Genomic DNA, 25,582 nt, shown 5'->3' on the forward strand with positions numbered 1-25,582 from the left:
AAGGATCAGGGCACCGGCGGCACCGATCAAGGGTGCCGGGCCGGGCTTACATGTCGTACTTGTTCAGGTCGAAATCCAGCGCCTTGTACTGGCGCCAGCGCTCGCGCAGCGGCTCGCGGGCTTCCGGGTCGGCCGGCACTACTTCCAGCACCCGGTCGCAGGCGCCCAGGTAGGGGTCGTCGCGCAGGTTGATCACCAGCGGGCGCGCGGCGGCGTCGGTACCCGGCGCGGCGATCAGCACCAGCGCCTCTTCCTCGTCCGCGTCTTCGCCGGCGATCTGGTGCGGAATGTAGGCATCGTCGTCGAACGACCACAGCAGCTCGTCCAGCTCCTCGGCCTGGGCCTGGTCACGCGCCAACACCAGGGTGGACAACCCCGCATCGTTGGCCTTGCGGGCCAGTTCGCAGACCAGGCGCAGCGGCTCCGTGAGGAACCGCGGCTTGGCAATCAGGTAGAAATCAGCCCGCGACATGGGCGCGGCCGACCTGGTCCAGCAGCCACTGGGTCAGCAGGCCGACCGGGCGGCCGGTGGCCATGCCGCGCTTGCCTTCGTCGCTGGCCACGCCGGCGATGTCCAGGTGCGCCCAGCGCTGGCCTTCGGTGAAGCGCGACAGGAAGCAGCCGGCGGTGATCGCGCCGGCCCAGCGGCCGCCGATGTTGTAGACGTCGGCGAAGCTGGAATCCAGCATCGGCTGGTACTCGTCCCACAACGGCAGGCGCCAGGCGCGGTCGAACACGTGCTCGCCGGCGGCCAGCAGTTCATTGGCCAGGTCGTCGTGCTTGGTCATCAGGCCGGCGGTCTGGTGGCCCAGGGCGACCAGGCAGGCACCGGTGAGGGTGGCCACGTCGACCAGCGCGGCCGGCTCGAAGCGCTGCGCGTAGGTCAGCGCGTCGCACAGGATCAGGCGGCCTTCGGCGTCGGTGTTGCCCACTTCGATGGTCTTGCCCGACATCGAGGTGATCACGTCGGATGGGCGGTAGGCGTTGCCGTCGATGGCGTTTTCCACCGCCGGGACCACCACCACCAGGTTCAGCGGCAGCTTGGCGGTGACGGCGGCGACGAAGGTGCCGATGACGTTGGCGCCACCGCACATGTCGTACTTCATCTCTTCGATGCCGCCCTGGGTCTTCAGGTTCACGCCGCCGGTGTCGAAGGTGATGCCCTTGCCGACCAGCACGTACGGCTTGGCGTCGCCGCCGTTGTTCCACTTCAGCACCACCAGGCGCGGGCGGTTGGCCGAGCCACGGGCCACGGCCAGCAGCGAACCCATGCCGAGCGCTTCCATCTGGGTCTCGTCCAGGATCTCCGCTTCGGCACCGGCATGGGCCTGGGCGAAGGCCACCGAGGATTCGGCCAGGTACGCCGGGGTGCACAGGTTCGGCGGCAGGTTGCCCAGCTCGCGGGCGTGCTGCACGCCGGCGGCGATGGCCTGGCCCTGGGTCAGCGCCTGGCTGTCGGTACCGGCGATGGCCAGCGTGGCCAGGCCCGGGGCCTCGGCCTTCTTGGTGCCCAGGGTGGCGGTGTAGCGGTAAGCGGCGTGGTCGGCGCTGATCACGGCCTGGCGGATGTTCCAGGCGGCATCGCGGCCCTTGACCTCGATCTCGGCCAGGGTGAACAGCGCGTGGCGGATGACCCCGCTCTTCAGCGCGCGGCTGGCATCGCCCACCGCCTTGAGGTACTGGGGCACGCTGAACTTGGCCGGCTCGCCCAGCCCGACCACCAGCACGCGCGGGGCCTTCACGCCGGGCACGTCATGCAGCAGGGTGGTGGCGCCGGTCTTGCCGCTGACATCGCCGCGGGCGACCAGGGCGGTCAAACGGCCGCCCGAAGCGGCGTCCAGGGCCTGTGCCGCCGGGCTCAGGGTCTGGTCGGCATAGGCGCCAACGATGACGCAGTCGACCTCGGCCGAGGCCGGGGCAGCGTGGTTCAGGGTGAATTCCAGGGCCATTGATCAGATTCCGTTGGCAAATACGTACAATCGCGAGCTGTTTACGTCCCGTCAGTAGACTGGGCAACCACGCGAACGAATCCGAGAGTTTAAACCACCGCCCCATGTCGAAGCTCGATCGCTATCTCCTGCGTGATTTCGTCCAGAGTTTTCTGGCCACCCTGATCGTATTGCTGGTAGTAAGCGTGGGCGGCGTGCTGGTGGACATCCTCGGCAACATCGCCGATGGCCGCCTGCCCGCCCGCCTGCTGTTCTCCCAGCTGGGCCTGCAGTTCATCGTCTACATGCCGCTGATCCTGCCGCTGGCGCTGATGCTGGGCCTGCTGCTGGCCACCGCCCGGCTGTACCGGGACTCGGAAATGGCGGTCCTGACCGCCATCGGGGTGGGGCCCAAGCGGCTGCTGCGGCCGGTGCTGATGCTGGTGCTGCCGGTGGTCGGGCTGATCGGCCTGTGCTCGCTGTGGCTGGGCCCGTGGGCCGACCGGACCAGCGAGCAGATGATCGAGGACGCCAACAAGAGCCTGGTCATGGCCGGGCTGGAGTCGGGCAAGTTCACCATGCTGTCCAATGGCGGGGTGGTCTACCTGTCTTCGGTCTCGGCCGACGGCAGCGGGCTGGGGCGGGTCTTCGTACAGCGCAGCCGGGGCGACCGCATCGAGGTGATGTCGGCCGCGAGCGGCAAGATGTTCTTCGAGGGCGACCGGCAGCGCTATCTGCGGCTGGATGACGGCCACCAGGTTGAAGGCCCGGCCAACGGCGCGCTGGATTACCGGCTGATGACCTTCGCCCGCAACGACGTTGCGCTGCCGGATGGCGCCATCACCCGCGACGAAAACGACCCCGAGCTGATGCCGACCGGCCGGCTGTTCGGCGACACCCGGCCGGAGGCCCAGGCGCAGCTGCATTCGCGCATCACGCCCCCGCTCATCGCCCTGGCGTTTGCCTTGATGACCCTGCCACTGGCGCGCAGTTCGCCGCGCCAGCAGCGGTACGGGAGGATGATGTTTGCCTTCCTTGCCTACATGGTCGGCATGAACCTGATGTTCATTGGTACCCGATGGATCGCCGACGGCAAGGTGCCGGCGTCATTGGGGTTGTGGTGGTTGAGCCTGCCGTTGCTGGCGCTGGCCATCTGGATGTACCTGCGCGACGGTAAGCTCTCGCGCCCGCGGAGGACCGCATGAAGCTTCACCCGATGCGGTTTGATTTCTACCTGGGCCGGGCGGTGTTCGGCACCGTGCTGCTGACCTGGGCCGTGCTGGTCGGCCTGGACGTGGTGATGGCGTTCTCCGGCGAGTTCAAGGACGTGGGCAAGGGCGGCTATACGCTGGGCCATGCGGCGGCCTCGGTGCTGTACACCGTGCCGCGCCGGGCCTACACGTTCTTCCCTACCGCAGCGGTGATCGGTGCGCTGATGGGCCTGGGCCAGATGGCCGCCACCTCCGAGCTCACCGCGCTGCGCGCGCTGGGGTTGTCGCGCAAGCGGCTGAGTGCCTCGGTGGCGATCGCGTTGTCGTTGATGACGGCGGTGATGGTGGTGAACGGCGAGACGCTTGCACCGTGGGCACAGAACCGCTCCGACAACATCAGGGCCAGTGCGAAATCCGGGCAGAACCTTGCTGCGTCGCGTTATGCGGGCGTCTGGGTGCGCGAAGGCGACACCTTCCTCACTGCGACCAGTGGCGATGAGCAGCTGCTGCCCGGCGGCGGCACGCGCCTGGTGCTCAGCGACGTGCGCCTGTACCAGATCGCACCGGATGGCAACATTGCGTCTGTGACCCATGCCGGCACGGTCGAGCACACCGCCGATGGCTGGACCTTGAACAAGGTGCGCCGCGATACCTTCGGCGAGCGTTCGGCCACGCGTACCACTGCGGAAACCGAAAAGTGGGATTCCAAGCTGGATGCGGGCGCGCTGGCCTCCGGGTTCTCCAAGCCGCGCAACCTGGCCGCGCGCGACCTGCGCACCAGCATCGAATACCGCAAGCGCAACGGGCTGGACGCGCGCGATTACGAGGACATCTACTGGAGCCGCTGGTTCTACCCGCTCAACGTACTGGCGCTGTGCCTGGCCGCCGTCCCGTTCGCGTTCGGTTCGCTGCGCAGCGGCGGCATGGGCAAGCGCCTGTTCCTGGGCATCCTGTTCGCGCTGGGCTTCTGGCTGCTGCAGCTGTTCTTCGGGCGCATGGCCGGTGCGTTGAAGTTCGACTACCGCATCGCCTATGCGCTGCCACCGATCGTGATGCTGGTGGTATCGGGCATGCTGTTCCGGCGCAAGTCGGGCTGACCCGGGAGCCGGGTCAACCCGACGATAGGCAACGACCGTTGGTCGTTGCGCGTTGATGCGTACCGACCAACGGTGGGTACCTACCGTTTTGGCAGCCGCTGCATACGCGTATCGGACATCCGGTCATGCCACGCCAGGCGCTGCCGGTCGATCAACGCCCACCACAGCCCCAGCCCACCCAGCAGCACCGACACCGTACCCACCGCATAACGCAGCCACAGCTGCTTCCGGGTGGGCGCGGTGCCATCGGCGCCCACCACCTGCAACCGCCACGGCCGCATGCCCAGGGTCTGGCCACCGCGCCGCCAGCTTTCCACGGCGTAGACACCGGTCACCACCCAGCAGCACAGCCACAGCACCCACTGCAGCGCACTGAACGGCGCGATGTTGTCGCGCGCGGCGTGGCCCGTGGCGTAGCCGGCGGTGAACAGCGCGCCGACCAGCATCCACAGCGCCAGCGCCGGGAAGAAGTCGTACAGCAGCGCCAGCAGCCGCCACAGCAACAGTGATGCAGGGCGGGCGGTGTCGGTTGCCACGGCAGTGGGTGTGCTCATGCGCCGAGCATACCTGCGCCGGCTGTCCGTTTCCGTATCCTGTGCGCATGGCCGACACCACCACCCCCGCCGCGCGCCGCCAACTGGTGCAGCACCTGCCCGAGCTGCGCGACGACGACAACGCGCTGATCCAACGCTTCCTCGATGCGGTCTGGGCCGAACAGGGCCTGGCCCGGGCCAGCCTGGACAGCTACCGGCGTGACCTGGAGGGGCTGGCACGCTGGCGCGACGGCACTGGCGGCGGACTGGCCGGGATCGACCGCGCCGGCCTGTTCGATTACCTGGCCTGGCGCGCACGCCACGGCTGGTCGCCGCGCAGCAACGCGCGCCTGCTCTCGGCGCTGCGCGCGTTCTTCGCCGATGCGGTGCGGCGCGGGCAACGCAGCGAAGACCCCAGCGCGCTGCTGGATCCGCCGCGGCTGCCGCGTCTGCTGCCCAAGGCGCTGGCCGAAAGCCAGATCGACGCGCTGCTGGCCGCCCCCGACGTGGCGCAGCCGTTGGGCCTGCGCGACCGCGCCATGCTGGAACTGATGTATGCCGCCGGGCTGCGCGTGAGCGAGCTGGTGGAACTGCCGGCTAATGCGGTGAACCTGCGCCAGGGCGTGCTGCGGGTCACCGGCAAGGGCAGCAAGGAACGGCTGGTGCCGTTGGGCGAGGAATCCCAGCACTGGCTGGAGCGCTACCTGCGCGAAGCACGCCCGCAACTGGCCGGCACGCGTGCCGTGCCCGCCGCGCGCGACGGCGCGGTGCCGCTGTTTCTGGAGCCGTCATTGCACCCGCTGAGCCGCCAGCAGTTCTGGGGCCTGGTGAAGAAGTACGCAGTGCTCGCCGGGATCGACCCGGTGCGGATCAGCCCGCACGGGCTGCGCCACAGTTTCGCCACCCACCTGCTCAACCGCGGCGCCGACCTGCGCGCGCTGCAGATGCTGCTCGGCCACAGCTCGCTGTCCACCACCCAGATCTACACGCTGGTGGCGCGCGAACACCTGCAGAAGCTGCACGCCAAGCATCACCCGCGCGGCTAGCGCCGCCGTTCAGGCGCTGGATTCACCCGGTTGCCAGTCGCGCGGTACGCTCACGGCGCGCGGTTGGCCCAAGCGGGGCGGTTTCGGCGGAGCGTCGCCGGTGGGCAGCGGTCGCGCGAGCAGCGCCGCATGGCGGTCGAGCGTCTCCGGGTCGATCAGCCGGTCGGTTGCCACGCGCCCGTAAGGGCCATCGCTGTTGGTCAGCATTTCCCGCCGCAGGTAGCGCACCACGCTCCATTCCGCGCCCAGGCTCGCACCCACGGGAGCACGGGCCCGCAGCGCGTCGAAGACATCCGCAATGACATCTGACTGCAGTCGGCAGGGATCGGCGTCGCCGATCAGTTCCGCCGTTGCCAGGACTTTGGCGCGGAGTTGCTTGAGTGAATTCAGCTGGCCGCTCCAGACGGCTTGGGCCAGCACATCCAGGGCGCTACCGTGGGACTGTTCGGTCGATGCCATCGAGGTCCGGGAGTTCACCGAGGTACGTGACGCAAGCGACTCCAGTGATCCCGACAAACTGTGCGGGACGGGCACCGACGAAAGATTGCCGATGCGGGTCAGCAGGTTCTGCATGGATCGGCCGTGGGCGAGGGGTGATGCATTGTGATACAGCGCTTGGCGCAGGTCGGTCAGGTGCCGGCTGCGGTCCACCAGCTGCGTCTCGGACAGCTGGTCACGCCGCCAGGCCTGGGTCAAACGCGCCTCCCGATTCTGGATCGCAACGACGGCGGAAATGAAGCGGTTGCCGTTGCAGGGAGAGCGGACACTCAGCTCGACCTTGGCCGAGGTGCTGCCAAGCTGTGCCTTGAACCAGAGCAGTGGGGACGGAATGCGCATGCGGCCGGGGATCGATTCGGGGGATGGGATCATCCCCGCTGCGGGTGCCGCGCACTTCCAGAATTCACTCGGCCTCACAGGCTTCGCCGGGGCGGCTGTGCGAGAATCCGCCCACTCTCACCCGTGGATGTACAGATGCGTCGAGTTCTTACCGTGGCCCTGTTCGGTGCGCTCAGCCTGACCGCCTGCGCCCAGCCGGCCGCCCCCGGTGGCACGCCGGCCCCCAAGCCGGGCAGCAGCGCGGCCACCCCCGCGGCGCCTGCCGCCAACGGCAACGCCGACCAGACCGTGCGCAGCGCGCTGGCCAGCCTGGATCCGAAGTTCAAGCCGGATTACATCGGGGCCGCCCCGTTCCCGGGCTTCCGCGAAGTGCTGGTGGGCGGGCAGGTGCTGTACGTCTCCGACGACGGCCGCTACCTGATGCAGTCCCAGCCGTACGACATCCAGAACCGCACCCCGGCCAGCAGCGCCGGCCTGCTGGCCTTCCGCAAGAAGCTGCTGGATGGCGTGCCGCGCGGTGAGCGCATCGTGTTCGCCGCGCCGAACCCGAAGCACACGCTCACGGTGTTCACCGACATCGAGTGCGGCTACTGCCGCAAGATGCACCAGGACATCCCGGAGTTGAACCGGCAGGGCATCACGGTGGAATACCTGGCCTTCCCGCGCATGGGCCTGGGCAGCCAGGACTACACCGACATGATCTCGGTATGGTGCGCAGCCGATCGCCGCCAGGCCCTGACCAGCGCCAAGCAGGGCCAGCCGGTGAAGCCGAAGAACTGCACCAACCCGGTCGCCATGCAGTACACGCTGGGCCAGCAGGTGGGCGTCAGCGGCACCCCGGCAGTGTTCGCCGCCGATGGCACCCAGCTGGGCGGCTACCTGCCCCCGGCGCAGCTGGTCAAGGCGCTGGAGCGCCAGGCCCGCTGATGCACGCACGCCCCGGTGCGAACGCGCCGGGGCGTTGACCAGGCCTCAGCTGGCGCCGTGGTGCAACCAGCTGCGTTGCGCGCACAGCAGGCTTGCCCGCGGCAGGATCACCGCAGGCATTGCATCATCCAATCCGCGCCAGTGCGTCACCGCCGTCTGCACGTAGACAGGCGCGCGCCCCGTCGTGAAGCGAGGCAGCGGCACCTCCAGCGGATTGCGGAAGCCCTCACGCCGACGCGACTGTTTCCATTCCCGGTTGATGTTGGCGATGTTGGTGATGAATGGCGTCTTGAGCGCGCGCCGGTGTTCAAGGGCGCGGCTCGCATCCTTGCTGCCAAACACAGCGCCGATGCCCAGGAAGACGGTAGAGATACGCATCGGGTTCAAGGTGCGGTAAGAAGAAGGACCGCCATTATTGAAAGGCGTCGCCGGGCGGCTTCCAGAAAGTGCTCACGCGCGCAAAGAAAAAGCGCCCGGGACCGCAAGGGTCCCGGGCGCGTCGTTGCAGTCGGTTACTTCAACCCGTTGCTGATGGTGTTCACCAGCGTGCCCTGGGTGTCATCGCCGCTGAACTCCCAGAAGAACGCGCCGCCCAGTCCCTGGGTTTTCACGTAGCCCATCTTCTCGGTCACCAGCGCCGGCGTGTCGAAGCTCCAGAACGTGGTGCCGTTGTAACTCCAGGTGGCCCGTGCATTCGCATCGGTGTAGATCGGATGGTTGAGGTTCTTCAGCACCTTCCAGTCTTCGATGCCGGCCTCGTAGGTACCGGCTGCGGCGGTGCCGCTCTGGTACAGGCCGTTGTTGACGTTGGGCACGTTGGTCCAGCCGCGGCCGTAGAAGCCGATGCCCAGGTTGAGCTTGCTGGCCGGCACGCCACGGGCGAGGAAGGCTTCCATCGCATCGTTGCTGTTGTACAGCTTGGTATCACCGGTGGACGGGTCCGCCGGCGAATTGAACAGCGCCGAATGGTGGCCGGTGATCGGATCGAACGCGCCGTGGAAGTCGTACGTCATCACGTTGATGTAATCCAGGTACCCGTGATACGTCGCCGGATCGGTCACCCGGATCTTGTCGATGCCCGCGCCTACCGCCACGGTCAGCAACAGGCCCGGGCGCACCGCGTCGAGCTGGCGGCGGAACTCGGCCAGCAGCGCGGTGAAGTTGGCGTTGTCGGCCGGGGTGCCGCAGGCCAGGCCACATGCCACCGGGTATTCCCAGTCGATGTCGATGCCGTCGAACACGCCCGCCGCCGCGCCCACGCCACCGGCACCATCGGTCACCGGCAGGTTGCCCTTGATGTAGGCGTCGATGCACGAGGCCACGAAGGCCTGGCGGTTGGCCGGCTGCGCCGCGCTGGAGAAGCCGCGCGACCAGGTCCAGCCACCCAGCGAGATCAGCACCTTCACGTTCGGGTGCTTGGCCTTGAGCTGCTTGAGCTGGTTCCAGTTGCCGCGCAGCGGCTGGTCCCAGGTATCGGCGCCGCCGCTGACGCTTTCACCGGCCTGGAAGGCCTTGGTGTAATCGGCGAACGCATCCCCGCCTGCTCCCGTGTTCGGGTCCGATGGCTGGGTGATGCCCACTTCGCAGCGATTGTTGCGCACGTTGCCGAACGCGTAGTTGATGTGGGTGAGCTTGCTGGCCGACCCGCTGGTGTCGATGTTCTTGACCCGGTAGTTGCGCCCGTAGATGCCCCATTGGGTGAAGTAGCCGATGACGCGCTTGTTGCCGCCGCTGCCGCCGCCGGCCGCGGTGGTCACGCTGATCGACGCACTGCGTGCCGAGGCGTTGCCGGCGTTGTCGCGGGCGCGCACGGTGTAGGTATAGCTGGTGCTGGCGGTGAGCCCGCCGTCGGTGTACTGGGTGGCGCTGGGCGAACCGACCAGGGTGCCGTTGCGGTACACGTCATAGCCGGCCACGCCGCTGCCGCCGCTGTTGTCGGTGGCCGCGTTCCAGGCCAGGTTGACCGTGGTGGCGGTCTTCGAGGGCGAGGCCAGGCCGCCGGGCACGCTGGGCGGGGTGGTGTCGTTGCTGGCCGCATTGACCGTCACGCTGACCGTCGCCGACGAGGTCACCGCGTTGTTGTTGTCGGTGGCGACCGCCTTGAAGGTGTGGGTGCCCGCCGACGCGTTGCTCCAGCTGACGCTGTAGGGGGCGCTGGTGTCGATGCCCAGCGAGGTGCCGCCGCGGAAGAACTCGACCTTGCTGACGCTGCCATCGGCATCGCTGGCGTTGGCGCTGACCGTGATGGTGCTGCCGGCGCTGAAGCTGGCGCCGTTGGCCGGCGAGGTCAGGCTGACGCTGGGCGGCTGGTTGCTGCCGCCGCTGTCGCAGGCGCCCAGGTTGGTGTAGTACGGCGCGCCGGCCGGGTGGTCGGGCGGGGCGTTCCAGATGTCCTGGTTGGCCCGGTACAGCACGCCGCCCTTCTGCAGGGTGCTGCCGGCCAGGTAGATCACGTTGCCGTTCCATTCCGGTACGCCACTACAGCTGGCGGCCTGGGCCAGCCCCGGGGCGAGTGTCGCCGAGGCCAGGGCTGCGGCCAGCAGCCAGCGCCGGTGGCGGGAGGCGCGGGGGGATAACGATGTCACCGTACTGCGCGCAATCGGGTCAGCCATGTCGTACTCCGATCAGGTGGTGGGCGCTGGGCGGCAGGGTGTCGGCCAGCGTTGCAGCAGGTCCGGGGCCGGTGAGAGAGGCCGGCAACAGCAGAGGGGGCGGACGCGGGCCTGCCGGGCGGGAGGCTTGGCAGGTGGTGGCAACGTTGTCATGGTTTGCCCGGCCAATCCGTGCGCCAGCGCAAGGTTCGGGCGGCCGGTGCATTCGCCCTGACCGGCGGCGGCCGGCCCGGAACCGACCCGGCGACTGACCACCGGCGGGCACGGACCGGTACAATAGTGGGCCCCGTCTCCAACCACGGTTCCCCGGACATGATGGTCCTCGAGGGCGCATCCGCCCTTTCGCCGTTCCGCCGCGAACGTCTTGAATCCCGCCTGCAGTCCCTGGCCGCCGACCTGCGCATCACCGGTGCCTGGCACGTGTACTTCATCCAGACCGAGGGCGATGCGACCCCGGACCCGGCGATCCTGAGCCGGATCCTGGAAGCCCAGCCCGCGCTGGCGCCGCAGGAGGCCGGGGCCATCTCCCGCTTCGTGGTGCCGCGCCTGGGCACGCTGTCGCCGTGGTCGAGCAAGGCCACCGAGCTGGTGCGTGGCGCCGGGCAGCCGATCCGCCGGGTGGAACGTGGCCTGCGCATCGACCTGGCCGGCTGGCCGGCCGACGCGGCCGCCCGCGAGGCGGTGATCCGCGCGCTGCATGACCCGATGACCCAGTCCGTGCTGGACGATGCCGCCCAGGCCCAGGCGCTGTTCACCGCGCCGGCCCGTGGCGAGCTGGAGCGGGTGGCGCTGGAAGACCTGGAGGCGGCCAACCGCCGCCTGGGCCTGGCCATGGCCCAGGACGAGATCGACTACCTGCGCCAGCGCTTCGGCGACCTGGGCCGCAAGCCGTCGGACGTGGAACTGATGATGTTCGCGCAGGCCAATTCCGAGCACTGCCGGCACAAGATCTTCAACGCCAGCTGGACCATCGATGGCGCCGACCAGGCCCATTCGCTGTTCCGCATGATCAAGAACACCCACCAGCAGACCCCGCAGCACACGCTCAGCGCGTACAGCGACAACGCGGCGGTGGTGGCCGGCTTCCCGGCCGCGCGCTATCGGCCGGACCCGGCCACGGGCGAATACCGCAGCGAAGCGGTGGTCGATTCGGCGTTCTGCATCAAGGTGGAAACCCATAACCACCCGACCGCGATCGCCCCGTTCCCGGGCGCCTCCACCGGCGCCGGCGGTGAAATCCGCGATGAAGGCGCCACCGGCCGCGGCGGCAAGCCCAAGGCCGGCCTGACCGGCTTCTCGGTCTCGCACCTGCGCATCCCGACCCTGCCGCAGCCGTGGGAGGCGCCGCGCGCGCTGAACCCGCGCATGGCCCCGGCGGTGGACATCATGCTGGAGGGCCCGCTCGGCGGCGCCGCCTTCAACAACGAGTTCGGCCGCCCGAACCTGCTGGGTTACTTCCGCAGCTTCGAGCTGCCCGAAGGCGATGGCCTGACCCGCGCCTACGACAAGCCGATCATGCTGGCCGGTGGCCTCGGCGCGATCGACCAGGTCCAGGTCGAGAAGCTGAAGCTGCAGCCCGGCGATGCGGTGATCGTGCTCGGCGGCCCGGCCATGCTGATCGGCCTGGGCGGCGGTGCCGCCAGTTCGGTGGCCTCCGGCGAAAGCGCCGAGGACCTCGATTTCGCCAGCGTGCAGCGCGACAACCCGGAAATGGAACGCCGTTGCCAGGAAGTGATCGACCGCTGCGTCGCGCTCGGCCTGGACAACCCGATCCGCTGGTTCCACGACGTCGGCGCCGGTGGTCTGTCCAACGCGATTCCGGAACTGCTGCACGACTCCGGCGTGGGCGGTGTGATCGACCTGGGCAAGGTGCCCACCGACGACCCGTCGCTGTCGCCGATGCAGCTGTGGTGCAACGAATCGCAGGAGCGCTACGTGCTCGGCGTGCCGCAGGCGCGCCTGGCCGAGTTCGCCGCGCTGTGCGCACGCGAGCGCTGCCCGTTCGCCGCCGTTGGCGTGGCCACGGCCGAGGAACGCCTGGTGGTGGCCTACGGTGCCACCGTCGGCAACATCCCGGCCGATGCCCCGATCGACCTGCCGATGGACGTGCTGTTCGGCAAGCCGCCGAAGATGCACCGCGACACCGCCCACCCGCCGGCACCGCGCTGGCCGGCGCTGAAGACCGGTGGCCTGGACCTGCACGAGGCCGGCCTGCGCGTGCTCGCGCACCCGTCGGTGGCGTCGAAGAACTTCCTGGTCACCATCGGTGACCGCAGCGTCGGCGGCCTCACCGCACGCGAACAGATGATCGGTCCTTGGCAGCTGCCGATGTCCGACGTTGCCATCACCCTGGCCGGTTTCGATACGCTGGCCGGTGAGGCGATGTCGATCGGCGAACGCACCCCGCTGGCCCTGCTCGATGCCGCCGCCTCGGCGCGCATGGCGGTGGGCGAAGCGATCACCAACCTGTGCGCGGCCCCGGTCGATGCGCTGGAAACCGTGAAGCTTTCGGCGAACTGGATGGCCGCGGCCGGCCACAACGGCGAAGACGCGCTGCTGTACGACGCGGTGCGTGCGGTGGGCATGGAACTGTGCCCGCAGCTGGACCTGAGCATCCCGGTCGGCAAGGACTCGCTGTCCATGCAGGCGCAGTGGCACGACGCCGGTGAGGCGCACAAGTCGGTGTCGCCGGTGTCGCTGGTGATCACCGCGTTCGCGCCGGTGGCCGATGCCAGCACCCAGCTGACCCCGCTGCTGGACCGCGAGACCGACAGCGAGCTGTGGCTGATCGGCCTGGGCGCCGGCAAGCAGCGCCTGGGCGGTTCGATCCTGGCCCAGGTGCACGCCGACCACAGCGCGCTGCCGGCGTTTGCCGGTGCCGTGCCGGACCTGGACGACCCGCAGCGCCTGCGTGCGTTCTTCGACCTGATCCGCGATGCACGCCAGTCCGGCCTGCTGCTGGCCTACCACGACCGCAGCGATGGCGGCGCGTTCGCCGCGCTGTGCGAAATGGCCTTCGCCTCGCGCCAGGGCCTGGACATCACCCTGGATGCGTGGGGCGATGACCCGTTCCGCAGCCTGTTCAACGAAGAGCTGGGTGCGGTGGTGCAGATCGCCCGCGAAGACCGCGCGGCCTTCGCCGACCTGGTCGAGCGCCATGCACTGACCGAATGCGCCCAGCGCATCGCCCGCCCGACCACCGCCCCGGTGGTGCGCGTCTCGCTGCAGGGCGAAAGCCTGGTGGAGTGGCGCTGGGAAGCGCTGTTCGATGCCTGGTGGTCGGTCACCCACGCCATGCAGAAGCTGCGCGACAACCCCGACAACGCCGACCAGGAGCGCGCCATCGCGCGCAGCTTCACCGCGCCGGGCCTGAAGCCGAAGCTCAGCTTCGACCTCAACGAAGACGTGGCCGCGCCGTTCATCAACACCGGCGCGCGTCCGCGCGTGGCGGTGCTGCGCGAGCAGGGCGTCAACGGCCAGATCGAGATGGCCAACATCTTCGAACGCGCCGGCTTCCGCAGCGTGGACGTGCACATGAGCGACCTGATTGCCGGCCGCGTGGATCTTGCCGACTTCACCGGCCTGGCCGCCTGTGGCGGCTTCAGCTACGGCGACGTGCTGGGTGCCGGCCGCGGCTGGGCCACCTCGGTGCTGGAGCGCAGCGCGCTGCGTGATGCCTTTGCCAGCTTCTTTGCCCGCCAGGACAGCTTTGCGCTGGGCGTGTGCAACGGCTGCCAGATGCTGAGCCAGCTCAAGGACATCATCCCCGGTGCCGAGCACTGGCCGCAGTTCCGCCGCAACCGCAGCGAGCAGTTCGAAGCGCGCACCGCGCTGCTGGAGATCGTCGAATCGCCGTCGATCCTGCTGCGTGGCATGGCCGGTTCGCGCCTGCCGGTGGCGGTGGCGCACGGTGAAGGCCAGGCGGTGTTCGCCAACGCCGTCGACCAGGCCGCCGCGCGCGTGTCGCTGCGGTACGTCGATGGCGACGGCAACGTGGCCAGCCAGTACCCGCTGAACCCGAACGGCTCGCCCGACGGCATCACCGGCCTGACCACCACCGATGGCCGCGTGACGATCATGATGCCGCACCCGGAGCGCACCCCGCGCGCGGTGAACCTGAGCTGGCGTCCGGCCGACTGGAACGGCGACTCGCCGTGGCTGCGCATGTTCCGCAACGCCCGGGTGTGGTGCAACTGACGCACCACGCTCGTTGAACGGGTAGGGCCGGCCATTTGCCGGCCCACGCAACACCTCCCATTCGCGCAAATCCGTCTTCACATCACACGTTGCCGATGTCGCAGCGCGCCATCGCGTGCGTGCGCGTTTTTCGCGACGCAGGCGTATGGAAACACGGCGCGCGCAGCGCACATCAGTGAAGGCCACGTGAAAAATACACGTGTGCAGCACGCGCGAACCAATACGCGGCAATGAGTTACATCGCGTTTCACGCGTGATGATCGTTACTCACATGCATCTAACAAATGCGCCGCATGAATGGCCGAATTTGTGACGCTTCTCGCGTTAGAACAATTTCTACTGTCAAAGTCTTGACGTTCTGAAAACCCTGCGTTAACACTGAGTTCTCAGTTTGCAATCGTTCAGTTCGGAAGTAACCGCAAGGATGGCGAGTTCTCTGTTCGTTGATCGCGCCGTGAGCGCGCCATCCGGCACAACGCAGTAAATCAAGCGGAAAACGCCCCCAGGGGACGTTGGGCCACGCGGCCCGGCGTTGGCGTCGCTTTGCCCAAAACCAGCCAACCAGGAGTCGCATCGATGAATCGGATTTATCGCAAGGTCTGGAACAAAGCACTGGGGCAGATGGTCGTTGCCTCCGAACTCGCCAGCAGCCAGACCCCGGGCGTGGTCATCGATCAGCGACGATCTTCCGACACGCGCGGTGGCGCCGTGCTCTCGGCCGCCATTGCGTTGACGCTGGGATTAGGCATGGCCGGCGCGCCCTCCGGTGCGCATGCGCAGTCGGTGGAAGTGGGTGGCAACGCCAACTGCGTGGTGCTCAACAGCAACGTGATCGACAGCTGCGTGGTGGATGGCAATGCGACCGCGTCGGGCGCGAACGCCGTGGCCATCGGCAGCAACAGCACCGCCTCGGCGGCCAACAGCGTGGCGCTCGGCGCCGGCTCACGCGCTACACGCGCCAACACCGTTTCGGTCGGCGATGCCGGCAAGGAACGCCAGGTCACCAACGTGGCCGCCGGTACCGCAGCCACCGATGCGGTGAACAAGGCGCAGCTGGATATCGTGGCGGCCACCGCCGCGAGCGCGACGCGCTACTTCAAGGCAGACGGCGAGAACAACAACAGCGATGCGGCCAGCATCGACGGTGACGGCGCGCTTGCGGCCGGCGCCGATGCCACCGCCGACGGCGATGGCGCCACCGCACTCGGCCACAACAGCCAGGCGCTGGCCAACGCCACCACGGCCGTGGGCAGCGATGCCGTTGCTGCGGGCCTGGGCGGCAGCGCATTCGGCCAGAACAGCCTGGCCATCGGCGACGCCACCGTTGCGGTGGGGCAGAGCGCGATGGCGTTCGGGCTCGGTGACGTAGCGCTCGGCGCGTCCGCGTTCGCCGCCAGTGAAAACGGCGCGGCAACGGCGATTGGCGGCCTGGCCGAAGCCAGCGCCGACGGCGCCACCGCCATCGGTGGCGGCGCACTGGCCATCGGCGCAGGCAGTACCTCGCTCGGCCGCGGTGCCGGCAGCGGTGGCGAAGCGTCGATTGCGGTGGGTGCGTTCAGCACGGCGGTCGCCGACTTCAGTGCGGCACTGGGTTCAAACTCCGCAGCGGTCGCAGTGGGCAGCGTCGCGCTCGGCGCCGGCTCCTATGCCGATCGCGTGGACACCGTGTCGGTCGGCAACAACAACGGCCTGCAGCGGCAGATCACCAACGTCGCCGCCGGCACCGAAGCCGGCGATGCGGTCAACAAGGCCCAGCTGGACGAAGTGGGCGAGGTCGCAGGCACCACGGCGAAGTACGTGCAGGTCACCGGCAGCGCCGACAGCGATGCCGGCGCCTTTGCCGACGGCGACAACGCCACGGCCGTGGGCGAAGCCACCAATGCGCTCGGCAACGGCACCACCGCGCTCGGCAGCGGCGCCACGGCGGTTGCGCAGAACGCCACGGCCGTGGGCTACAACGCGCTGGCCAGCGGCCAGAACAGCGCGGCCTTCGGCACCAACGCACAGGCCAATGGCCCGGGCAGCGTCGCCGTCGGTGGCGCCGCCGTCGATGAAGACGGCAACCCGCTGATCACCAACGGCGGCGTGCCGGTCGATACCGGTGCGACGAGCGCAGGCGTCGGTGGTACCGCCGTCGGCGCCAGCGCTGAAGCATCCGGTTTCGCGGCCTCGTCATACGGCGTAGGCGCATACGCCGCCGGTGCACAGTCCTCCGCGTTCGGCGCGGTGGCCAACGCCACCGGCGATTACGCCACCGCCGTGGGCACCCAGAGCGTGGCCGCCGGCACCAGCAGCACCGCCATCGGTGGCCCGGCCGACCTGATTCCCGGCCTGGGCTTCTTCGTGCAGACCCAGGCCAGCGGCGAAGCCGCTACCGCCGTGGGTGGCGGTGCCATCGCCAGCGGCGACTACGCCGTGGCCAATGGCACGCTCAGCGAAGCCTCGGGCACGGAAGCTACCGCCGTGGGCTACTTCGCCTACGCACCGGGCGAAGGCGCGTCCGCGCTGGGTGCGGAAAGCTGGGCCAGCGGTGAACTGAGCACGGCGGTGGGCTTCTACAGCACCGCACGCGGTGCCAACAGCGTCGCCCTGGGCGCCAACTCCACTGCCGTGCGCGACAACACGGTGTCGGTCGGCGATGTCGACAACGAACGCCAGATCACCCATGTCGCCGCCGGCAGCGAAGCCACCGATGCGGTCAACAAGGCGCAGCTCGATGCCGTCGCCGAGACCGCAGACGGCACCGCCTACCGCTTCAAAGCCAACCCCTCGCAGGACAGCGACGTCGGCGCGTTCGCCGATGGCGATGGCGCGCTCGCGGCAGGCGAGGCCAGCAATGCGATCGGCGCAGGCGCCACCTCGGTGGGCAACGGTGCATCCGCAGTGGGCGATGACACGGTGGCCGTCGGCCGCAATGTCGCCGCCACGGGCAACGGCAGCGTCGCCATTGGTGGCGTCGGCCAGGCCTACGACCAATACAACTCGCCGATCGTGGATGCCGACGGCAACGCGGTGACGGTCGGTACCACCGCCGCGCAGGATGCCGTCGCGGTCGGTGCAGGTGCACAGGCCACCGGCGCGCTCAGCAACGCCTACGGCAGCGGCGCACAGGCCACCGGCGACAACAGCCTGGCACAGGGCTACAAGTCGCGCGCCACCGGTGAATACAGCGTTGCGCAGGGCGACAACGCCTTCGCCAGCGGCAGCGAAAGCACCGCGACCGGTGCCTATGCGTGGGCCACCAGCGATGGGGCCACCGCGTTCGGTTCCAGTGCGTGGGCCACCGAGGCCAAGGCCACCGCCGTGGGCTATGCGGCGTGGGCCGATGGCAGCGGTGCCACCTCGGTCGGCTACAACAGCTGGGCGCGCGGCAACAGCTCCACCGCACTCGGCCGTGGTGCGTTCGGCTACGGCGACAACAGCGTCGCGGTGGGCTACCAGGCCTTGGGCAACAGCATCAACACCATCGCCATCGGCACCAACGTGGTGGCCGGCGGTGAAAGCGCCATCGGCATCGGTGCCGGCAGCAACGCCAGTGCCGCCAACGCGGTGGCGCTGGGCGCCGGCGCACGCGCCGATCGTGCCTATACGGTGTCGGTCGGCAACGACGACCAGCAGCGCCAGATCACCCAGGTCGCGGCCGGTACCGAAGGCACCGATGCAGTGAACGTCGACCAGCTCACTGCGGCCACCGACAAGTTCCAGGCCACGGGGGATGGCGTCGCCGTCGCTGGTGGCGAGGAAAGCGTGGCCGCCGGTTCCAACGCCGCTACCGATGGCGATTACGCCACGGCGGTGGGTTCCAGCAGCTTCGCCAGTGGCACCGGTGCCTCGGCCGTGGGTAGTGGCGCGTTCGCCCTGGCGGATGGCGCTACCGCGGTTGGCCTGAATGCACTGGCCAGCGCGGGCAGTGCCACGGCCACCGGCGCCGATGCGCAGGCCACCGCCGAATACGCCACCGCCAATGGCGCCGAAAGCCTGGCCTCGGGTGAGCAGAGCACCGCCAATGGCGCGGCCAGCATCGCCTCCGGCGCAGGCAGCCTTGCCAGCGGCGCGCTGTCCGAAGCGGCCGGTGAGGAGTCGGTGGCGCTCGGGTACTACAGCACCGCCAGCGGCTCGGGCGCCACTGCGGTCGGCGCGGAAAGCGTGGTCAGCGGCACCTTGTCGGCCGGCTACGGCTTTGCCTCGGAAGCGACCGCCGGCTACACCACCGCGATCGGTGGCTATGCCGCCGCCACGGCGTTCAACGCTACCGCGCTGGGCAGCTTCGCCCAGGCCACCGGGTCCAACAGCGTGGCGCTCGGCGGCGACGCCGAAGCCAGCGGCGCGTACAGCACCGCCACCGGCCAGGGCAGCCTGGCCAGCGGCACCAACAGCGTGGCCATCGGTGGCGCGCTGTTCGGCCTGCTGCCCACCGAAGCCTCCGGCAACTACTCCACCGCCGTCGGCGGCGGCGCATGGTCGCCGGGCCTGAACAGCACTGCGCTGGGTAATGCCGCCACCTCCGAAGGCGAAAACAGCGTCGCGCTCGGTGCCGATTCCATCGCCGACCGCGACGACAGCGTGTCGGTCGGCAGCGTTGGCAGTGAGCGCCAGGTCACCAACGTCGCCGCCGGTACCGACGGCACCGATGCGGTGAACCTCAACCAGCTCAACGCGGTGGCCGATGCGGCCGCCACCACCAGCAAGTACTTCCAGGCCAGCGGCAGCGATGCCAGCGATGCCGGTGCCTTCGTCGACGGCGATGATGCGCTGGCCGCCGGTGAAGCCAGCAACGCCATCGGCAACGGCGCCACCGCGCTGGGTGCGGGCAGCACGGTGGTTGCCAACGAGGCGACCGCAGTGGGCTTCAATGCCACGGCCACGGCCGACAACGCGGTGGCCGTGGGCAGCAATGCCGCCAGCAGCGGTGCAGGTGCGGTGGCGGTGGGTGACCTCAGCGCGGCCAGCGGCAACGCCTCGGTGGCCATCGGCGGCGGCGCGCTGTCGCAGGGCTTCGGCGCGGTCGCCATCGGTGCCGGTTCGGAAGCCACTGGCCTGGCCTCCACCGCCGTGGGTTACGGCGCGTGGGCACTGGGGCGCGAAACCACGGCCATCGGCAACTTCGCCACGGCCGACGGCTGGGCCGCCAGTGCATTCGGTGCGGGCGCCACGGCGGCCTTCTTCGGTACCGCGATCGGTACCTACAGCTATGCGGACGAAGTCGCCACCGCGGTGGGCCAGGGCACGCGTGCCAACGTGGCCGGTGCCGCGTTCGGCGTGCAGGCCAACGCCGGCGAATACGGCGTGGCGCTGGGCAACAACGCGGCCACCGCACAGAACGGCGTGGCGGTCGGCTTCAACGCCCTGGCCGGTGCCGATGCCAACAGCAGCACCCAGGGCATCCAGACCACGGCCGTCGGCAGCGAGGCGTGGGCCACCGAGGACGGCGCCACCGTGGTCGGCTACAACAGCTACGCGCAGGCGCTGAACGCGACCGTGGTGGGCAGCAATACCTGGACCACCAAGGACGCCGAAAACAGTGTCGCGCTCGGCGCCGGCACGCTGGCTGACCGTGCCAACACGGTATCGGTCGGTGCGGCCGAAGCCTGGACCGATGCGGCCGGCGTGGTGCATGACGCGATTGACCGCCAGATCACCAACGTGGGGGCCGGTACCGAAGACACCGATGCGGTGAACGTGGCGCAGCTGAAGGAAGTGGCGGCGGTGGCCGAAACCACCAGCAAGTACTTCCAGGCCAGCGGCAGCGATGACAGCGATGCCGGCGCCTATGTGGAAGGCGACAACGCACTGGCGGCGGGTGAAGCGTCCAATGCGATCGGTGATGGCGCCAGTGCACTCGGCAGTGGTGCCAACGCGCTGGCCAACAACGCCACCGCCATCGGCTTCAACGCGCTCGCCAGCGGTGACGGTGCGGCGGCGCTGGGCAGCGAGGCCCAGGCGACCGGCGAAGACAGCGTGGCCATCGGCAACGGTGCCGCCGCGAGCGAGATCGGTGCCAGCGCCGTGGGCGCCGGTGCGCAGGCCTCCGGTGCGTACAGCACGGCCGGTGGCAGCGAAGCCATCGCGTCGGGCCAGCAGGCCACCGCCAACGGCTTCCGTTCCACGGCGTCTGAAGCCGGTGCGTCGGCGTTCGGTGGCTACAGTGAAGCTACGGGCGAACTGTCGTCGGCACTGGGTTACGGCGCGGTTGCGTCCAATGCCTACGCCACCGCCGTCGGCGCAGCGGCTACCGCCTCCGGTGCCAGTGCGGTTGCGGTGGGTGAGTTCAGCGAAGCCACCGGCGACGAAAGCGTCGCCGTCGGCGGCAGCACGTTCTTCGGGTTCATTCCGGCACGTGCATCGGGCACCGGCGCATCGGCCTTCGGTGCCGGTGCCTGGGCCACCGATGACTACGCCACCGCGGTCGGCTGGAACTCGTGGGCCGATGCGGCCAGCGCCACCGCGCTGGGCGAAAGCGCAACGGCCACCGGCGTGAACAGCGTGGCCCTGGGCGCGGGCTCCAGCGCGGACCGCGACAACAGCGTCTCGGTCGGCACCGCCACCGCGCAGCGGCAGATCACCAACGTGGCCGCCGGTACCGAAGGCACCGACGCGGTCAACCTCGACCAGCTCAACGCCGTGGCCGATACCGCCGAGGAAACCAACCGCTACTTCAAGGCCTCGGGCAGCGGCAATGGCGATGACGTGGGCAGCTACGTCGATGGCACCTACGCCACCGCCGCAGGCGAAGCGTCCAACGCGTTCGGCACCGGTGCGTCGGCCTACGGCAGCGGTTCGCTGGCGTCGGGTCGCTATGCATCGGCGTCGGGCTACAACGCCTCGGCCACCGCCGATTCGGCCACCGCCATCGGTGGTTCGCTGTACTACGAAGATGCCAACGGCAACGTGCTGCTGGACAAGGCCACCAGCGCCAGCGGCACCGGCGCCACGGCACTGGGTGCCGGCGCACAGGCCACCGGTGCGTTCAGCACCGCCAGCGGTGCCGGCGCCACGTCGGCCGGGGTGCAGTCGTCGGCCTTCGGCTACAGCGCCGAAGCCGGCAGCGACTACAGCACCGCCGTCGGCGCGTTCAGTGCCGCCAGCGGGGTGCGTACCACCGCGCTGGGCTACGGCGCCGAAGCCAGTGGCGATTACGCCTCCGCGTTCGGCTGGGGCAGCACCGCCTCGGGTGCTTACGGCATCGCCATCGGCAACAGCGCGCAGGCCAGCGGGGCCAACAGCTTCGCCGGCGGCGCCAGTGCCTGGGCCACTGCGGCACAGACCACCGCCGTGGGCCAGCTGGCCTGGGCCACCTCGGCCGGCTCCACCGCGATCGGCCAGGACAGCTACGCCTACAGTGGCCTCAACGCCACTGCGCTGGGCAAGAGCGCCTGGGCCAGCGGCACGGGCAGCGTGGCCCTGGGCGCAGGCTCGCGCGCCACCGAAGCCAACGTGGTCTCGGTGGGTGGCGGCAACGGCACCACCGGTCCGGCCACGCGCCGCATCACCAACGTCGGCGCGGCAGTGAATGCCACCGATGCGGTGAACAAGGCGCAGCTGGACAGCGTGTCCGCCACCGCAGACGCGGTCGGCCAGCGCTTCAAGGCCAGCGGCAGCGGCGTCGCCACCGCCAGTGGCACCGATGCGCTGGCGGCCGGTTCCGGCGCCACCGCCAGTGGCACCCGCAGCAGCGCGCTGGGCACCGCGGCCACCGCATCGGCCACCGGCGCGACCGCCGTGGGCGCCGATGCCTCCGCACGCGGCGACAACAGCACGGTGCTCGGCCGCCTGGCCTCGACCAACGCCACCAACGGCGTGGCCATCGGCAACGGTGCGTTCGTCAGCAACGGCGCCAACGGCATCGCCATCGGTTCCAGCGCGGGTGCATCCGGGGCCAATTCGGTGGCCCTGGGCGCGGGCTCGCGTGCGGTGGAAGCCAACGTGGTCTCGGTCGGTGGCGGCAACGGCACCGATTCGCCGGCCACCCGTCGCATCGTCAATGTCGCGGCCGGTCGCATCGCCGCCGGCAGCACCGATGCGGTGACCGGCGGCCAGCTCAACACCACCAACCAGCGCGTGGGCGCAGTGGAAACCCGGGTCGGTGACATCGACGACCGCATCGGCTCGGTGGAGAACGTCACCGCCAACGCGCTGACCTACGACGACAGCACCCGCGACACGCTCACCCTGTCCGGCCTGGACGGCACCACGCTGGATAACGTCGCCACCGGTTCGATCGCCAGCGGCAGCCGCCAGGCCGTCAACGGCGGCCAGCTGTTCCAGGCCCTGACCGACACCGCCAGCTTCCTCGGCGGCGGCGCCAGCATCGGCATGCAGGGCGTGTTCGTGGCGCCCAACTACGTGATCCAGGGCACCACCTACAACAACGTGGGCGATGCGCTGGGCGCGCTGGATGCCAAGGTCACCGACCTCGACCAGCGCGTGGCCAACGGTGGCAGCAACGCGGCGCGCGCGCGCACCGCATCGGCGTCCACCGCCAGCGTGGCTGCCGCACCCGATGCTGCCGATACCGCGGCGACCACGGCCGCCAGCAGCGACACCGCCCGCGTGGCCAGTGCCGATGCGCCGGTCGTGCAGGGCACGCCGACCGCCGCCAGTGTCGGCGCCCCGCAGCCTGTGGCAGCGGTGGCACCGGTCACCTCGGTGGCGATGGGCGACGGTGCGGTGGCCAGCGGGGCCTCGGCCACCGCGATCGGGCAGGGGGCCAGCGCCACGGCCGCCAACTCGGTCGCGCTGGGCCAGGGCTCGGTCGCCGACCGCGCCGACACGGTCTCGGTGGGTGCCGTTGGTGCCGAACGCCAGGTCACCAACGTGGCCGCCGGCAGCGCCGCCACCGATGCGGTCAACAAGGGCCAGCTGGATGGTGGCGTCGCCGCCGCCAACAGCTACACCGACCAGCGCTACAGCGCGATGGCCGACACGTTCGACATCTACAAGGGTGAAATCGACGAACGCCTGCGTCATCAGGACCGTCGCATCGATCGCCAGGGGGCGATGAACGCCGCGATGCTGAACATGGCCACCAGTGCCGCCGGCATCCGCACGCAGAACCGCGTCGGCGTCGGTGTCGGCTTCCAGAGCGGCGAATCGGCGCTGTCGCTGGGTTACCAGCGTGCGCTCAGCGAGCGCGCCACCGTCACTGTCGGCGGTGCGTTCAGCAGCGATGACAGCTCGGTCGGCGTCGGTGCCGGCTTCGGCTGGTAAGCAAAGCAATGCAAGGCCTGAGGGGGCGGGTCACGGAAACCCTGGCCAGGGCCGGCCGGGGTTTCCGCATGGAGTGTTGGCCTGAACAGTCGTTTGATCCATGACCTTGAAGAGGATTACACCGTGACCAAGAAGCAGAACCTTCGCATCAACGTGCTGGCAGCCGCCGTGCTGTCGCTGTCCGTGGGCGCCAGCGCCTATGCCGCCGGTTTGCCGGTCAAGGAACCCGCGAAGCAGGCCAGCGTCGCCCAACAGGGTTCCCAACGCATCATCGTCAAGTACGCGCCCGGCAGCGCGGCCGCCTCCGACCGCTCGGCAAAGCTGTCCACGGTGACCTCGGCGGTCTCGCGCGCCAGCCTTGGCGCCACCGCCTCGCGTGCCGCGGCGGCCAGCCCGCAGGTGCTGCGCCGGCTCGGCACCGGTGCCGATGTGATCCGCCTGCAGGGCAAGCTCAGCCAGGCCGACCTGCAGAAAGTGCTGAAGGAAATCCAGGCCGACCCGTCGGTCCAGTACGCTGCGGTGGACGTCAAGCTGCAGCGCGCCGATGTGCGCGCCAAGGAAACCGCGCAGCTGGTGCCGAACGATCAGTACTACCAGCAGTACCAGTGGCACCTTCACAGCGCCACCGGCGGTGTCAACGCGCCGGCCGCGTGGGACGTGGCCCAGGGTGAAGGCGTCGTGGTGGCGGTGCTCGATACCGGCATCCTGCCGCAGCACCCGGACTTCGCCGCCGGTACCCTGCTGGAAGGCTATGACTTCATCAGCGATGCCGAAACCTCGCGCCGTCCCACCGATGAACGCGTGCCCGGTGCGCTGGATTACGGCGACTGGGTAGAGAACGACAACGAGTGCTATGCCGGCTCGCTCGCCGAAGACAGCTCCTGGCACGGTACCCACGTGTCCGGTACGGTCGCCGAGGCGACCAACAACACGGTCGGCATGGCCGGCCTCGCATACAAGGCCAAGGTGCTGCCGGTGCGCGTGCTCGGCAAGTGCGGTGGCTACCTGTCCGACATCGCCGATGCGATCACCTGGGCGTCCGGTGGCACCGTAGCCGGCGTGCCGGCCAACCCGAATCCGGCCGAAGTGATCAACATGAGCCTGGGCGGCGGTGGTGCGTGCGACCCGGCCTACCAGGATGCGATCAACGGCGCGGTCTCGCGCGGCACCACCGTGGTGGTGGCCGCCGGCAACCAGGCGTCCAATGCCTCGGGCTACCGTCCGGCCAGCTGCGCCAACGTGATCGCCGTGGGTGCCACCCGCATCACCGGCGGCATCGCGTCGTATTCCAACTTCGGCGCGGCCGTGGACCTGTCCGGTCCGGGCGGTGGCGGCGGCGTGGATGGCAACCCGGGCGGCTACGTCTGGCAGGCCGGCTACAACGGCCTGACCACCCCGACCTCCGGCGCCTACAGCTACATGGGCATGGGCGGCACTTCGATGGCCTCGCCGCACGTTGCCGCCGTGGCCGCGCTGGTGCAGGGCGCGTTGGCCTCGGCCGGCAAGGACCCGCTGACCCCGGCGCAGCTGGAGACCCTGCTCAAGCAGAGCGCCCGCAACTTCCCGGTGACCATCCCGGCGGCCACCCCGATCGGCAGCGGCATCGTCGACGCCAAGGGGGCACTGGACAAGGCCCTGGAAGAACCGTGCACGGTCGATTGCGCGCCGGATGCGACGCCGCTTACCAACCGCGTGGCGGTCAGCGGGCTGACCGGTGCCGGTGGCAGCGAAACGCTGTACAGCTTCGAAGCGACGGCGGGCAAGACGCTCAGCTTCCTCACCTACGGTGGCAGCGGCAACGTGTCGTTGTACGTCAGCGCCGGCGCCGAGCCGACCGCGACCGACTTCGATGCCAAGTCCTCGCGTCCGGGCAACAGTGAAACCGTGCGCTTCACCGCACCGGCGGCGGGCACTTACTACATCAAGCTGGTGGGTGAATCGGCTTACAGCAACGTGAGCATCCAGGCCGTCCAGTAACGGTCGGCAG

General features: G+C 69.5%; 13 protein-coding genes. 7 read left to right on the forward strand and 6 right to left on the reverse strand.

Annotated elements, in window-relative coordinates:
- Window positions 1-46 precede the first annotated feature (46 nt).
- Both QMX79_RS04290 and QMX79_RS04295 read right to left on the reverse strand, forming a co-directional pair.
- Complete coding sequence (locus QMX79_RS04290) at window positions 47-472, reverse strand: DNA polymerase III subunit chi (RefSeq protein WP_282244734.1); 426 nt, start codon at window positions 470-472, stop codon at window positions 47-49.
- Window positions 459-1,949 (reverse strand): leucyl aminopeptidase, encoded by a 1,491-nt coding sequence (locus QMX79_RS04295; RefSeq protein WP_282244736.1) that lies wholly within the window; start codon window positions 1,947-1,949, stop codon window positions 459-461. Before QMX79_RS04295 ends, QMX79_RS04290 begins: the two co-directional genes overlap by 14 nt.
- 104 nt (window positions 1,950-2,053) lie before the next feature.
- Here QMX79_RS04295 and lptF point away from each other — a divergent pair, with 104 nt between their 5' ends.
- Window positions 2,054-3,133, forward strand: a complete 1,080-nt coding sequence (gene lptF / locus QMX79_RS04300) for an LPS export ABC transporter permease LptF (RefSeq protein ID WP_282244738.1) — start codon at window positions 2,054-2,056, stop codon at window positions 3,131-3,133.
- The gene (gene lptG, locus QMX79_RS04305; RefSeq protein ID WP_282244739.1) at window positions 3,130-4,236 is read left to right on the forward strand and encodes an LPS export ABC transporter permease LptG; all 1,107 of its coding nucleotides are present in this window, start codon (window positions 3,130-3,132) and stop codon (window positions 4,234-4,236) included. The genes lptF and lptG overlap by 4 nt, the downstream gene beginning before the upstream one ends.
- Window positions 4,237-4,316: 80 nt before the next feature.
- Here the strand turns inward: lptG and QMX79_RS04310 are convergent, their stop codons facing one another.
- Window positions 4,317-4,790, reverse strand: coding sequence for an RDD family protein (locus tag QMX79_RS04310; protein ID WP_282244741.1), 474 nt, complete (start codon window positions 4,788-4,790; stop codon window positions 4,317-4,319).
- 47 nt (window positions 4,791-4,837) lie between these two features.
- On the opposite strand from QMX79_RS04310, the gene xerD reads away from it, so the two are divergent.
- Window positions 4,838-5,815, forward strand: a complete 978-nt coding sequence (gene xerD, locus QMX79_RS04315) for a site-specific tyrosine recombinase XerD (RefSeq protein ID WP_282244748.1) — start codon at window positions 4,838-4,840, stop codon at window positions 5,813-5,815.
- Between the two features lie 9 nt (window positions 5,816-5,824).
- Here xerD and QMX79_RS04320 read toward each other — a convergent pair whose 3' ends face one another.
- Window positions 5,825-6,652 carry a hypothetical protein gene (locus tag QMX79_RS04320; RefSeq protein WP_282244750.1) on the reverse strand — a complete coding sequence of 276 codons (828 nt, stop codon included), beginning with the start codon at window positions 6,650-6,652 and terminating at the stop codon, window positions 5,825-5,827.
- A 135-nt stretch (window positions 6,653-6,787) separates the two neighbouring features.
- On the opposite strand from QMX79_RS04320, the gene QMX79_RS04325 reads away from it, so the two are divergent.
- Complete coding sequence (locus QMX79_RS04325) at window positions 6,788-7,579, forward strand: thioredoxin fold domain-containing protein (RefSeq protein ID WP_282244752.1); 792 nt, start codon at window positions 6,788-6,790, stop codon at window positions 7,577-7,579.
- Window positions 7,580-7,624: 45 nt separating this feature from the next.
- Here the strand turns inward: QMX79_RS04325 and QMX79_RS04330 are convergent, their stop codons facing one another.
- On the reverse strand, window positions 7,625-7,957 hold the full coding sequence (locus QMX79_RS04330; protein WP_282244753.1) for a hypothetical protein: 333 nt from the start codon (window positions 7,955-7,957) through the stop codon (window positions 7,625-7,627).
- 134 nt (window positions 7,958-8,091) lie between these two features.
- The gene (locus QMX79_RS20940) at window positions 8,092-10,191 is read right to left on the reverse strand and encodes a glycosyl hydrolase family 18 protein (RefSeq protein WP_336618851.1); all 2,100 of its coding nucleotides are present in this window, start codon (window positions 10,189-10,191) and stop codon (window positions 8,092-8,094) included.
- Window positions 10,192-10,503: 312 nt separating this feature from the next.
- Between QMX79_RS20940 and purL the strand changes: the two genes are divergently transcribed.
- The 3 genes from purL (at window position 10,504) to QMX79_RS04355 (ending at window position 25,572) form a co-directional block, all read left to right on the forward strand.
- Window positions 10,504-14,388, forward strand: a complete 3,885-nt coding sequence (purL, locus tag QMX79_RS04345; RefSeq protein WP_282244755.1) for a phosphoribosylformylglycinamidine synthase — start codon at window positions 10,504-10,506, stop codon at window positions 14,386-14,388.
- 576 nt (window positions 14,389-14,964) lie between these two features.
- The gene (locus tag QMX79_RS04350) at window positions 14,965-23,595 is read left to right on the forward strand and encodes an ESPR-type extended signal peptide-containing protein (RefSeq protein WP_282244757.1); all 8,631 of its coding nucleotides are present in this window, start codon (window positions 14,965-14,967) and stop codon (window positions 23,593-23,595) included.
- Between the two features lie 123 nt (window positions 23,596-23,718).
- Window positions 23,719-25,572 carry a S8 family peptidase gene (locus QMX79_RS04355; RefSeq protein WP_282244759.1) on the forward strand — a complete coding sequence of 618 codons (1,854 nt, stop codon included), beginning with the start codon at window positions 23,719-23,721 and terminating at the stop codon, window positions 25,570-25,572.
- Window positions 25,573-25,582 lie beyond the last annotated feature (10 nt).

The organism is Stenotrophomonas sp. PS02300, assembly GCF_029959395.1.
Lineage (GTDB): Bacteria > Pseudomonadota > Gammaproteobacteria > Xanthomonadales > Xanthomonadaceae > Stenotrophomonas > Stenotrophomonas maltophilia_AD.

Bases quoted from the DNA above. Each gene is read 5' to 3' on its own strand.
- QMX79_RS04290 (WP_282244734.1), bottom strand. From the start codon at position 472: ATGTCGCGGGCTGATTTCTACCTGATTGCCAAGCCGCGGTTCCTCACG.
- QMX79_RS04295 (WP_282244736.1), bottom strand. From the start codon at position 1,949: ATGGCCCTGGAATTCACCCTGAACCACGCTGCCCCGGCCTCGGCCGAG.
- lptF (WP_282244738.1), top strand. From the start codon at position 2,054: ATGTCGAAGCTCGATCGCTATCTCCTGCGTGATTTCGTCCAGAGTTTT.
- lptG (WP_282244739.1), top strand. From the start codon at position 3,130: ATGAAGCTTCACCCGATGCGGTTTGATTTCTACCTGGGCCGGGCGGTG.
- QMX79_RS04310 (WP_282244741.1), bottom strand. From the start codon at position 4,790: ATGAGCACACCCACTGCCGTGGCAACCGACACCGCCCGCCCTGCATCA.
- xerD (WP_282244748.1), top strand. From the start codon at position 4,838: ATGGCCGACACCACCACCCCCGCCGCGCGCCGCCAACTGGTGCAGCAC.
- QMX79_RS04320 (WP_282244750.1), bottom strand. From the start codon at position 6,652: ATGCGCATTCCGTCCCCACTGCTCTGGTTCAAGGCACAGCTTGGCAGC.
- QMX79_RS04325 (WP_282244752.1), top strand. From the start codon at position 6,788: ATGCGTCGAGTTCTTACCGTGGCCCTGTTCGGTGCGCTCAGCCTGACC.
- QMX79_RS04330 (WP_282244753.1), bottom strand. From the start codon at position 7,957: ATGCGTATCTCTACCGTCTTCCTGGGCATCGGCGCTGTGTTTGGCAGC.
- QMX79_RS20940 (WP_336618851.1), bottom strand. From the start codon at position 10,191: ATGGCTGACCCGATTGCGCGCAGTACGGTGACATCGTTATCCCCCCGC.
- purL (WP_282244755.1), top strand. From the start codon at position 10,504: ATGATGGTCCTCGAGGGCGCATCCGCCCTTTCGCCGTTCCGCCGCGAA.
- QMX79_RS04350 (WP_282244757.1), top strand. From the start codon at position 14,965: ATGAATCGGATTTATCGCAAGGTCTGGAACAAAGCACTGGGGCAGATG.